Here is a 12245-nt window from a genome sequence, read left to right on the forward strand (position 1 = left end):
GCCCATTTAAGAAATCGCTTTGTTAGATCTGCGTTGGTTTTGCCTTTGCACTCATATCCTAATTGCAAACACTTCATCAAACCGGCGGTCCGATGTTTTCCAACTTTTTCAAGGTCACGATTGCCCTGCTTCCCCTGCTCTGTTTGGGTTGTCTGCAAACATCTGCCCAAGGCCGGCAAGCGCAACTAAAAGCGCTTTTTGACACGCTCGGCCAACGTAACAACCTCAACGGTTGCGTCCTGATCATGGATCGGGGTAAGGTGCTTTTACAAACTGCTTTGGGCTCCGCCGGGGATGGGAAAGAACGACTTCTGACCAACGAATCTATTTTCGAAATCGGCTCTAGCACCAAAGGTTTCACAGCCATGGGGATCATGCAATTGAAAGAAAAGGCTCTGCTCTCCTATGAGGACAGCCCGGGCAAATTCTTTCCGGAATTACACTATCCGGGCGTCAGGATAAAGCATCTGCTTTCACATACTTCGGGAATTGAGGACTTCCTGGCCTGGACGGAGCAGGATATTGATGTCTCACGCATCCACTCGAATGCGGATATCATTCAAAAGTTATCTGAGAAAAACAGGCCGGCAGTATTCACTGCGGGCGAAGGGGTCCGGTATTCCAATACCAATTATCTGTTGCTTGCCAGCATTATTGAATTGGCTTCAGGCATGCCCTTTGACGAGTATTTACGGGATTGACACTTTATGAATCAGCATTTACAACTGACAAGTCTAAAATTTATTTTCCTTTTCACGGGGTGCATCCTGCTGGGTATGGCGCTTGGCATGGTTCTGACAGCGATGGCCGCGTTCCTCATGCAGCATGTATCGCCCTGGTACGGCTTAGTTACCAATGTAGCCATCAACCACCTCTGCATTTACCTTATTCCACCTTTGGTTTATTGGCATTGGTTCGAATCCGCAAGCTGGAAAGGGTTTAGTAAACGCCCCTTAAAAAGTGTTTCTGTTCTCTGGGCAGGCATATTCGTCGGGATTACATTCCTGCCGTTCAATGAAATACTGATCGGATGGAACAAGGGGATAACTCTTCCAAAAGCATTCTCAACGGTAGAGCATTGGATGATACAAAAAGAGCAGGCCAATCAATTACTGGTAGCAAAGCTCACGGCCATCGAGTCTTTTGATCAGCTGATTACCCTACTGGTTGTCAGCGCTTTAATCGCATCAGTGGGCGAAGAAGTGTTTTTCAGAGGTATTATACAGAACAAACTGATACAGGGGACTAAAAATAACCACCTGGGCATCTGGCTGACGGCAGCGTTATTCAGTGCTGTGCATTTACAGTTTTACGGCTTCTTCCCCAGGCTGGCGTTAGGGGCGATATTTGGCTATCTATATGTATTTTCAGGAAATCTATGGGTCCCCATTCTGGTACACTTTATCAATAATTCATTATTCATTCTTTCGTTTTTCTTCAAAGACCAGGTGGTTCTTCACAATCTGGAAGTGCAGTTTCCAAATTACAGTTGGCTTTACGGCAGTAGTTCGTTAATCTTGTCAATGCTGCTCATCCTGTATTTTCGCCGAAGTCAATTCCGGTAAAGCCTACCGCGGATCTTCACAATTGCCTTTTTGAAAGGAAACAATTCCATGCGCACGGGCTTCGCACTCATTGCTGTATGTTTTTCCGTTGCAACCGCAAACGGGGTGATAAACGGTGTAACAACCGGAGGCATCTCTGGGTTTTTCAACACAGTCCGGGTCGGGGCGCTTTTCGTCGCCGCAGCCTGCCAGTGCGATCAGCATCAAGAATCTTGTTAAACAGCGCATAAGGATGTCATAATTAAGAGATCTTAGCGATAATCCAGCCGTTGCCAGCGAAAGCTATTTGCCTGAACCGGTAAGCTTTGACAGGTATTGTAACCAATAATACGAAATATTCATCCTGAAAACAATGGCCCGTAACAAGTCAACCTGCCGCTAGCGCTTCCTTCATTGCTATTAATCGGTTCAGTAAGCCGACAACCACGATAACACCTATTAGCTTCACGTTGAAGGCGGGGAAATGTAAGCTAAACACAGTAACCGCATGCGAGGTTGCTGCAAACAACACCAGAATAAAAACACAGCAACTGCAACCCACCATGAACGCTTTGGCAAATTCGCGCCGCAATGCGTTTCTGCGTTCCAGTTTATACATTAACTCCCGGGCAAATTCGTCCGAAGTGTGCAGCATACCTGCCTTGACAAGGGCTCTTGTAGTATCTTCGTTCATATTAGATTTTGAGATCATTCCCGGTGAGTTTCACCAGAATTTCATGCATATTTTTTCTTGCCCTGTGCAGTATGACTTTAATATTCGACTCACTGTAATCGGTCACCTGCCGTATTTCCGCAACACTCAGGTCGCAAAGGTAAAAAAGCCTCAAAAGGAGCGCTTCTTCCGGTTTCATCATCTTAAAACAAAGTGAAATGTAAGTACTTCGCTCATTTTGTTCCAGCAGGTCGATGCCGGACAGCTCCTGTGAATGTGTCCTTTCGACTTTTGACAGCCCGTCAAAAAGGCCGGCTTTATCCGTTTCTCTCCTTCTCAGACAGGTGTTGACGACTATTCGGTAAAGCCAGGTCGAGAATAATGATTCAAATCGAAATTTATGGATATTGTTAAATGCCTTGATAAATGCATCCTGTAAAAGGTCTTCTGCCTCCGCATCGTTTTTGATTAATGAGCTGACTAATGACAGAGACACATCTTTATATTTCTCGACAATCATCCGAAATTCGGACGCGTCACCTGCTCTTATTCGCTCTATCGTCCGCCGGTCGGGATCCGTTTCATTTCGCACTTTCACCCTTTTTTCGGATAAAATGTGCGCATAAAAGTCCTAAACCGCCTCCCAAAAGGACAGTCGCATAGATTAACATATCCATGGTGTCCTCCGGAAGATCCAGTATCGTAAAAGCCGATGAAGCGCCAAGTCCCAGGGCAATGCCGATCACAATGCACGCGATCTCCGGGTACGACATCTTACTTGCATCATGGGGCATTCCCTTCTCAGCAAAAACCTTTTTGGTTAAGTAACTGTATTTTGCAATGATGAATATGACCAGTACGCCTGAACCGAATATGGCGATACTTAAAAAAATAGTCTCTAAATTTTGCATGCGTAATGAGGTTAAATTGTGAATCAAAACTCGTCGTCCAGGTATTTGCCTATCCGGGCATATAGTTCAAATGCTTTCTCGCAATTTGTAAAAAGGACGAGCCCGTATTTGTTTTCCCTATTGAAACAGCAATAAGATTGAAACCCGGAATTGCTGCCAGTGTGAAGATACCGCATTCCATATAGCATCGGCTTCATGGCAAAGCCAAGACACCACCCCGTTTGCCCTGTGGACGACAAGTCGCTGTCCTCAGCAAAATGGATCTGTTCTTTCAACATTTCATCAAATGTCTCTTTTTTCAATCCCTCACCGTTGATCATTGCTATTAAAAATCGAACGTAATCCGTAGCCTCTGTATGAAGTGAATGGGCACCGCCAAAGGATATTGAGCCATCCAGCCAGAAATCCTTGGCCTTCCCATCTTTAAAATAGCCTGTTGCTTTGTTGCTGGTAGTGTAGGCATTTCGGACATAAAACGATCGCTTCATTCCAAGTGGCCTGGCAACGTCCTGCTGAAAAATTGAATCCAGTCCCGATTGCCAATTGGTGTGCTGAATTACCGCGAGCAAAGCTGTAAGATACTGGTGTGCTTCTCCGGAGTACGAAAAGCTGGTGCCGGGGGTAAACTGTATTTCGATGGGCTTGTCAACGGACCAATTGGGGAAGCCCGTAGTATGGGATAGGACCATACGAGGAGTTATTAATTCATATCTTTTGTCATTGTCCTTAATGGCCGGATGAGGCATGTATTTATAAAGAGGATCATCCAGGCCAATTATCCCTTTTTCAATTTCTTTCATTACAAAATAAGAAAACAATGGCTTGGACAGAGAAGCCGCCTCGAAGATCGTATTGCTATCAATCGCATTTTTTGAGTCGAAGTTTTTAACTCCAAAAGTTCGATGATATACCATCTTCGCATCATTGACAATAGCAATTGACAACCCTGGTATTTTGAGGCTATCCATGCTTTGCCGGATGAATTCATCCAGCTGCCCTGCTTCAATCTTACTGCCCGTTACTGTCCTAATTGAGCCAGTTTGGCCAAATGATTGTATTCCCACCGCCGTGATTGCTAATACGATGAGTGCTCGGAAAAATACTTTCATATCGTTCATGCAACAGTTTAAAAACGCTTTCTTCATATTCCTGCCATTTGATCCGGCAGAATAAAAAAAGGTTACATGTTATCATGAATGACTCGATTTAATTTGCAATTTACCCGGCAAACACCTGCGTTTTAAGTAACAATTACGGGAGATTTGGATGAAGATATTTGGAATAGATTACAATGTCGGGATGAATACTTTTACTCACTCTAAAGTCAGCAATCGAATACAAACCAACAGATATGATTTCTGAGTCGCTGGTCATCCAATACAAGTTCGCGAATTTCGTCCGGAAGCTGGTCGCGCTGCCATTGACATTCCTTGCGTGCCAATTCATTTTTCAGGTTTTCTTCAGCAGATTCCCTGACAGCCCGGATTGCGTATGCAGCAGCACCTAATTCATGTGCCGCGACGTGCGCCACGGCTACGGCCTGACCAGCTGCCAGCGCCACAAACTTGGCGGCTTCGGATACTCCTTTTGCGGCAGCATTGGTTACAAAGGCGGCTTTATGAGCATCCTTCATGGTTATTTCGCCATTTACCCAGGCCCTTGCCAATGCAATAGCCTCCCGCGGCCGGGTGTCATTGGGGTTAGCTTGCTCAAACAGGGGCAGCACATGTTCGGCACAATCAGCCGCCCATAATGCCAGCAAACGATGGTCGGAATCTGTTAACTTTCCTCCACGCCTTATGGTGATGAATCTTGGATCTCTTTCCTTGGGTAGGATCATTGGCTAAAATTTACGGGGGAATTATATCTTTCAACTGTTGCCGAAATATATTAAAGTCAGGAATCTTATCAGCAACAAATGGATAAATCAAACGGTTACAAAGAAATGCGGCTGTTTTCATCAATAGTCGCGGGCTGGCCAACGACGGCATTGATGCCGCATTGATCCGGAACTGGGCCAAACCTTGGTGCCCGAATGCGACGGTGCCTGACCTGGTTGCGGTACCGGCATGCTCTATCCAAAGTATTAATAGACACAGGTTTGACCGTTTACGCTCCCCACGCATCCGGGAAAAAGGCTTCTCCATAGGCAACCTGCGCGGAAAGATTTTATCCGGATTGTATTGTCCCCCTGCCTGACATCTGCCCTACTCGCTCTTCAGAACCTTCGCGGGATTGGTCCGTGCGGCCTTCATCGTCTGCGATCCGATCATCATGAATGCGATCACCAGTACCGTGAGCAAGCCGATGAACAGCTCCGCGATTTGAACGGGCGTATGGTAAGGGAAATTCTTAAGAACAAATTTTTCGAAGAAGAAGTAAGTCACAGGCAGGGCAATGAGCGCGGATATCGACAGCAATACCAGAAAGCCGCGGCTCAGCAGGAAGATGAGGTTGCCGGATGTGGCGCCCATCACTTTGCGGATGCCGATCTCTTTCAGCCTAGTCTCGGTCGTAAATACCACCATTCCGAACAACCCCATCGAGGCGATGGAAATGGCGAGGAATGAAAGGAACCCAATGATCTTGATCATGGTGGAGAATTCGCTGTAAGCTTCTTCTATCGATTCTTCGTAGAATTCAGCGTCAAAAGGATGCACGCGGTCGATCTTCTTCCACGCGGATTCGATCCTGGCCAGGGTCGCCGGCATGTCGGTGCTTTGTATTTTGGCATTAATGACGGCCCGGTCTCCGGATGTCCAGGGCATGAATGCTACCGGCCCGATGAGGTTCTCCACTTTGCCATAGTGAAAGTCCTTCATCACCCCGACGATCGTCATTCTGTGTCCGTGCAATTTGAAATTGCTGAAAGTAACTTCCTGGCCGATCGCTTGCGCGGGATCGCTCGCGCTGATGTTGAAGCGTTTTAAAAACTGCTGATTCACGATCAGTTCGCGGACGCCCTCGGGAGTGGTGGGCCGGCTCGTGAAATTCCCCCCGGCAATGAGCTTGTAGCCATGCAGGGGCATATAATTTTCATCCACATTGTTGGTCATCACCAGCGCAGAGTCCCGCGAATCTTTGTATTTAATAAAACCACCCCAGGCATTCCCGACGCTGGTGATGATCAGCGACCGGGAGAGGTCCGTGACTTCCGGCATTTCACCCAGTTCCTTCATAAATGCATCGGGTTTATTGTCGTGCATATTGATATTCAGGATGTTCTCCGTACTGAAACCGAGATCGAATGCCAGTATATTTTTGTACTGTACATAACCCACAGCGGTAGTAGTGATGAAGATCAGCGTGACCGTGTATTGAATCACCACCAAAACACGCCGGAGCGATAAATGCTTGAATACTTTCACAGACGCGGTATTCCCCAGGGCGCTGATCGCGCTCACTTTCGAAAAGAACAATGCAGGCATGAAACCGGCCATGACGCCGACCGTCACCGAAAAGACGATGAAGGTTATGACCATAGCGGGCGTGAGGTCGAGCTTCACTGTGCGCTGCATTTCCGGGGCCATGCCGATCAGCTGCGGACGTAACACGAGGAATATAAAGAATGAAAGGAACAGCGCGATGAGCGAGATCATCACGGCCTCGGCCAGGAACTGTTGCCTTACCTGGCTTTTGCCGGCACCCACGGCCTTGCGAAGGCCTATTTCTTTAAAACGGCGCATCGCACGCGCTATCGAGAGATTGGTGTAATTGAAACAAGCCGACAAAATCACCACGAGCGCAAGCCCGCCCAATATCCAGAGCACCGTCGGGGGCATATGCGGATCCACCCTGCCGCTCATGGAGCCGGAATTGAGGCTCTCGCCCACAACGATATCATGCAATGGAAGCAGTTCGAGCTGGATCCTGGTATTCTCATCGGCCAGGTTTTCCTCTCTTGCAATGGCATCGAGCTGCTTCTGGATGGAAGTCAGGCTGGATGCGGCGGAGGTATTTTCAGGCAGCAGTAGATACACGGAATTTCCGTACATATTCGTCCAGTCTTCGAAATTCTTGTCGGCTTTGTTGGTTTGAATAGCCGTGGAGAACGATACCAGTGCTTCGAAGCTGATGTGAGAGAAGAAGGGAACATCCTTCATAATGCCGGTCACCTGGTAATCGAACTCGTCGAATTTGATCGCCTTGCCGAGCGCAGGCTGGTCGCCGAACAGCTTTTTCGCTGCCGACTCGGTGAGCACAACCGAATAAGGATCTTTCAGCGCCGTTTCGGGATTGCCTTCCACCATCGGAAACGTAAAGATCCTGAATATGGAAGGTTCCGCCCAGTAACCTTTGACAGGCAGAATGTTCTCGCCAACCTTTGCATCCTTTAAAAAGTCGTTGCGCAGGATGGCCACTTCTTCAATGCCGGTCACTTTTTCGCGGATCAGCTTTCCCGTCTTAATCGATGTGGATGAATACTTGCTGTTTTTTTCACCGTTGGAGCTCAATATGTTGGTAATGCGATAGATCCGCTCCCCTTTTTGGTGGAACTTATCGTAAGAGCGCAGGTCGAGTACAAAGGCGATCAGCAGCAGCCCGACGGACATGCTGATGGCGAGACCGACGATATTGATGGACGAGAACAGCTTGTTACGCATTAAGTTGCGTCTCGATGTTTTGACGTAGCTTCCGATCATGATCCAGTTGATAAAAAGGTTGGCAAATGTGGGTTTTCGTACCGTGTAACTTCTGAAAAACTTGATGGCGTCGATCATATAGATCAGTTTCGCCCGAAACGGCCCGACCGATTGCAGGTTGCGGTCGAAATATTCATGGAGGTCGCCCGTGAGGTCCTCCACGAGCCCTGGCTTACAATACCACGCTACAAATCGCTGTGCCCATTCGGGCGGATGGTGTTGCCGTTGCTCTTTCATACTATATTTTTTTCCACGTCAGCGACGGTATCTTATTCCACAGGTCGTCCCGCATCGACTTCGCGCGTACCAATGCCGCCTTTCCGGGCACGGTGAGCTGGTAAAATCTTTTGCGTTTGCCGCCACGGGCCTTGGTCGCTTCGCCCAGCTGACTTTTCACAAGCGATTTCTCTTCCAGACGGTTAAGCACCGCGTGCACCACGCCGAGTTTCACTGAGCGGCCCGTGTGATTCGAGAGTTCATCGCATATCGCTACACTATATGCCTCTTCCATCAACGCAGCGACGGTAAGCAGCACCAGTTCTTCGAATTCTCCGAGGTTTGTCCCTTTCATCTTGAATATTAATTACGTAAATGTATGTAAAATATTTTTTATTATACATACAAATAGTGATTAAATATTCTCGTTGAACGCTGGTTATGAACCACTTGCCACCTGTCTGACATCCGGATTTCCCAAAAAACGTAGTGATAAATGCCGGATGATGTATCCGCCTAAGCATCAAATGTATATGCAAATATGTCTATAACGATCTGGATTGTAGCTATTTAACATATTTTATGATTTTGGGTGATGACTTCGGTTGACCCTCGGGAACCACGTTACGTGCCAATACACCACTTTGCAGACGCTTTGCCCCATTTTGCAGATTTCCCGGATGAGGGCAGGGGCCGGAATTTACATTTGCAGCATTCCATCAATCTTATTTGAAGCAAATGTCTGTTCTGGAAATAAATGGCTTGTACCACCGGTTTGACAAAAACAATAATGTCATCAAAGGCCTTCATATGCGTGTTCCCAGGGGCAGCATTTATGGTTTTCTTGGACCGAATGGCGCCGGGAAAACGACGACCCTCCGGCTTATTCTGGGACTGATCAAAACGCAGGAAGGGCAGATAAACATTTTCGGTAAGCCCTTCCATGAGAACCGGTTGGAAATCCTGAAACAGGTCGGCTCGCTGATCGACAGCCCATCCTATTACGGCCACTTAACTGCCGCCGAGAACATGCAGGTGTTTCAAAAGCTTTACCAGTGCCCCCGGGAACGGATTGGTGAAGTGCTGAACCTCGTCGGACTGGCGCGTACCGGCGCTAAGAAAGCGGCCCATTTTTCGCTCGGTATGAAGCAGCGCCTGGGTATCGCGATAGCGCTGCTCCACAGCCCGAAATTGCTGGTGCTCGATGAACCCACCAATGGGTTGGACCCTAACGGCATGATCGAGATCCGCGAAATGCTCAAAGATTTGAACCGGGTACATGGTATTTCAATCGTCGTTTCCAGTCACTTGCTATCCGAAATGGAGAAACTGGTGAGTCATGTCGGCATTATCAATCAGGGGCAGTTGGTGTACGAGGGGACGCTCGATCAGTTGATGACCAGAAGGCGGGAGTTATCCCGGGTAACTTTTGAAACGGATGATGCGGCAAAGGCGATGGGTATTTTGGATGGCAGGTACGCCTCAGAAAACCTCCACGACAACAGGCTGCGGATTGCCATTTCGACGAAATCGCAGATCGGGACGATCACTCGGGAACTGGTAGAAGCGGGGATAATGATCTACGGCATCAACGCCATGAATCAGGACCTGGAAAGCATTTTCATCGATTTCATCAATCAATAATCATGGTTATCTTCAATAGTATTCAAAGTGAATGGATCAAAAAGAGGCATAGTTCGGCCTCCTGGCTCACAGTGGTCGGCGCGCTGTTTATCCCCGCCCTCGTGTTGATCAAAAGACTCCTTAACCCGCATACACTGATCGAAAGTAACTCTTCCGCAACGATTTGGAAGGTGCTTTACAGTCAGTGCTGGCAATATATGTCGGTGTTCCTGTTACCCATGGGTATTATTCTGACGGCCAGTCTGATCGCCCAGATCGAATTCCGTAACAATGCCTGGAAGCAGGTGCACACTACGCCCCAAAGCTACACGGTTCTTTTCCTGGCGAAATTCTGCATTGTTATAATCATGCTCGTCCAGTTTTTCCTGTTGTTCAACCTGGGCATTGTGATGGCGGGCATTGTTCCGGCGCTGCTGTTTGCCGATGTCCCGTTTCCAAAACAGGACTTTCCGTTCGAGGCGTTTTTGATCGGCAATAGCAAATTTTTTCTTTACAGCCTCCCCATCCTCTCGCTTCAATATCTGCTGAGTATCCACATCCGGAACTTCATGGTGCCCATCGGGATCGGCTTCGCGATGATGATTGCTTCCCTGATCGCGGTTTCGTGGAAATATGGCTATTTTCTTCCTTATACCTATTGCTCGAAGCAGTTTCTGATCAACGACAACCGCATAGATCCCGAGGTGAATATCTATGCCTGGGCGGCTGGGTATTTCTTCTTATTTACCATTTTAAATTATATCCTATATATTAACCGGAAGAGCAGGGGCTGATCAGTTTTAACGCGAGACGTGGTCGCCCCGCAAGTCCGCACGAGATGAAAAAATCGGTTACCATATTGGTCCAGCTGGGATACTGGCTCCTGTACGCGTTGCTTCTGGGCGTGCTGTATTTCCTGTTGACCTTATTCCAAAGGCCGCCGATGCCGCTTGCGCATTGGTGCCGGCTTATGGCCGGATTTGCGGTGGTGCCGGGACTGATCGGTTTTTATTCGTTTTACAACTGGCTTTTCCCGCATTATGTGCGCACGAAGTCGCCGGCCCGCTTGCTTTTGTTGTCGCTGGCTGCCGGCCTGCTCGCGGCATTGGCCGGAATCAGCCTGCTAACCGTGCTTTTCAATGCCAGTTACTGGGACAATGACGGATTAAGCGGCGTTCTGGGCCTGGCCATACCTATCACGTTCATTGCATTGGTGAATGGCGCTATCGGTTTTGTCATCAAGGGTTTCGAATCGTGGCTTCGCGATCTGAGGTTGCGGGAAGAGCTGAATCTTAGAAATTACGAAATGGAGCTGGCCCTGGTGAAATCCCGGCTGGATCCGCATTTTCTTTTCAATACCATCAACAACATCGATATACTGATCGAAAAAGATAGCGTGAAAGCGTCCGCCTATCTCAACAAGTTGTCGGACATCATGCGGTTTATGTTATATGAAACCAAAGCGAACCGGATACCTTTAACGAACGAATTGGCTTACATTGAAAAATATATGGCCTTGCAAAAGATCCGGACTGCCAACATCCATGCCATTAGCTACAAACTGGCAGGTGATCCGGCCGAAAGAACGATAGCGCCGATGCTGTTTATCCCTTTTATCGAAAATGCATTCAAACACACCAACCTTAGGGCGGACAATGCTATCCGGATCAGTTTTGCGATCAATGAAAAGGGGGTTCTATTTGAATGTGAAAACCGGGTCGAGCCGGGTGTGCAGGCAGACAGGCAGCCGGGCGGATTGGGGAAAAACTTGGTGGAAAGGCGGTTGGAACTGCTTTATCCGGGCAAACATCAATTGAACACCAACCTTGAAGACGGACATTACCGCGTTAAACTGACCATTGAAGAATGAAAATCACCTGTATCATCGTCGAGGATGAGCCTCTGGCTATGGAACGCGTAAGCGGTTATGTGTCGCGGTTGCCTTTCCTGGAACTCGTGGGGACTTTCGAGAATGGGGTCGACGCATTTTCTTTCCTGAAATTCAACAAGGTCGAGCTGATCTTTCTGGATATTCATCTGGGCGCGTTATCCGGCATCAATTTGCTGGAATCCATGAAAGTCGAAAGCCAGGTGATCGTTACTACGGCCTACCATGAATTTGCATTAAAGGGTTTTGAATTGAGCGTGACCGACTACCTGCTCAAACCATTTACCTTTGAAAGGTTCGTGATGGCTGTTGATAAAGTCGCGACCAGCCTGGCCAGGACTACATCCGCCAACAAAACCGCCCTGTTCGTCAAAACCGACAACCGGCTGGAAAGGGTGTCTTTGAACGACTTACTTTACATTGAGGGAATGCGGGATTACCGCCGGATTCATACGGTACACAAACGGATCATGACCTTACAGACTTTCACCGATTTCGAAAAAGAGATCCCGTCACATGTCGCTTGCAGGGTGCATAAGTCATTTATGGTAGCCATCGACAAGATTGAAATCATAGAAAAGGAGAAAGTGAGGATCAACAACATCTACATTCCCATTTCTGCTACCTATCGCAAGGAATTTTTACGACTACTGGGAAAAAATTAAACAATGTAGGTTCAGACATCTTCCTTGATGCAAGGGGCCTTCAAGTTGCTGGCACCGCATGGTACGGCACAGAAGCATTAAG

14 protein-coding genes are annotated in these 12245 nt (G+C 47.8%); 6 read left to right on the plus strand and 8 right to left on the minus strand.

Annotation, left to right across the window (positions count from 1 at the left end):
* Nucleotides 1-92 precede the first annotated feature (92 nt).
* Together BP71_RS18635 and BP71_RS18640 are read left to right on the plus strand one after the other, a co-directional pair.
* The gene (locus BP71_RS18635) at nucleotides 93-701 is read left to right on the plus strand and encodes a serine hydrolase domain-containing protein (protein ID WP_496381923.1); all 609 of its coding nucleotides are present in this window, start codon (nucleotides 93-95) and stop codon (nucleotides 699-701) included.
* A 6-nt stretch (nucleotides 702-707) separates the two neighbouring features.
* Entirely contained in the window at nucleotides 708-1565 is an 858-nt protein-coding gene (locus BP71_RS18640; RefSeq protein ID WP_496381925.1) for a CPBP family intramembrane glutamic endopeptidase, read from the plus strand.
* Nucleotides 1566-1568: 3 nt separating this feature from the next.
* On the opposite strand, the gene BP71_RS18645 is transcribed toward BP71_RS18640, so the two are convergent.
* The 8 genes from BP71_RS18645 to BP71_RS18680 form a co-directional block, all read right to left on the minus strand.
* Nucleotides 1569-1793, minus strand: coding sequence for a Kazal-type serine protease inhibitor domain-containing protein (locus BP71_RS18645; protein ID WP_496381927.1), 225 nt, complete (start codon nucleotides 1791-1793; stop codon nucleotides 1569-1571).
* 139 nt (nucleotides 1794-1932) lie between these two features.
* Nucleotides 1933-2238, minus strand: coding sequence for a hypothetical protein (locus tag BP71_RS18650; protein ID WP_496381929.1), 306 nt, complete (start codon nucleotides 2236-2238; stop codon nucleotides 1933-1935).
* Nucleotide 2239: 1 nt separating this feature from the next.
* The gene (locus tag BP71_RS18655) at nucleotides 2240-2809 is read right to left on the minus strand and encodes an RNA polymerase sigma factor (RefSeq protein WP_496381931.1); all 570 of its coding nucleotides are present in this window, start codon (nucleotides 2807-2809) and stop codon (nucleotides 2240-2242) included.
* The gene (locus tag BP71_RS18660; protein ID WP_496381933.1) at nucleotides 2799-3128 is read right to left on the minus strand and encodes a hypothetical protein; all 330 of its coding nucleotides are present in this window, start codon (nucleotides 3126-3128) and stop codon (nucleotides 2799-2801) included. Before BP71_RS18660 ends, BP71_RS18655 begins: the two co-directional genes overlap by 11 nt.
* A 23-nt stretch (nucleotides 3129-3151) precedes the next feature.
* Nucleotides 3152-4237: a serine hydrolase domain-containing protein gene (locus BP71_RS18665; RefSeq protein ID WP_496381935.1), complete on the minus strand. Its 1086-nt coding sequence runs from the start codon at nucleotides 4235-4237 to the stop codon at nucleotides 3152-3154.
* Nucleotides 4238-4452: 215 nt separating this feature from the next.
* The gene (locus BP71_RS18670) at nucleotides 4453-4968 is read right to left on the minus strand and encodes a putative immunity protein (protein ID WP_496381937.1); all 516 of its coding nucleotides are present in this window, start codon (nucleotides 4966-4968) and stop codon (nucleotides 4453-4455) included.
* Between the two features lie 367 nt (nucleotides 4969-5335).
* On the minus strand, nucleotides 5336-8008 hold the full coding sequence (locus BP71_RS18675; protein ID WP_496381939.1) for an ABC transporter permease: 2673 nt from the start codon (nucleotides 8006-8008) through the stop codon (nucleotides 5336-5338).
* 1 nt (nucleotide 8009) lies between these two features.
* Complete coding sequence (locus tag BP71_RS18680; protein ID WP_496381941.1) at nucleotides 8010-8342, minus strand: PadR family transcriptional regulator; 333 nt, start codon at nucleotides 8340-8342, stop codon at nucleotides 8010-8012.
* A 383-nt stretch (nucleotides 8343-8725) separates the two neighbouring features.
* On the opposite strand from BP71_RS18680, the gene BP71_RS18685 reads away from it, so the two are divergent.
* From BP71_RS18685 to BP71_RS18700, 4 genes are read left to right on the plus strand one after another with little or no spacing between them, the layout of a single operon-like run.
* Nucleotides 8726-9631 (plus strand): ABC transporter ATP-binding protein, encoded by a 906-nt coding sequence (locus BP71_RS18685; protein ID WP_496381943.1) that lies wholly within the window; start codon nucleotides 8726-8728, stop codon nucleotides 9629-9631.
* A gap of 2 nt (nucleotides 9632-9633) precedes the next feature.
* The gene (locus BP71_RS18690) at nucleotides 9634-10404 is read left to right on the plus strand and encodes an ABC transporter permease (protein ID WP_496381945.1); all 771 of its coding nucleotides are present in this window, start codon (nucleotides 9634-9636) and stop codon (nucleotides 10402-10404) included.
* 44 nt (nucleotides 10405-10448) lie between these two features.
* On the plus strand, nucleotides 10449-11480 hold the full coding sequence (locus BP71_RS18695) for a sensor histidine kinase (protein ID WP_496381947.1): 1032 nt from the start codon (nucleotides 10449-10451) through the stop codon (nucleotides 11478-11480).
* Entirely contained in the window at nucleotides 11477-12163 is a 687-nt protein-coding gene (locus tag BP71_RS18700; RefSeq protein WP_496381949.1) for a LytR/AlgR family response regulator transcription factor, read from the plus strand. Before BP71_RS18695 ends, BP71_RS18700 begins: the two co-directional genes overlap by 4 nt.
* Nucleotides 12164-12245 lie beyond the last annotated feature (82 nt).

Source organism: Dyadobacter ginsengisoli DSM 21015, from assembly GCF_059568735.1.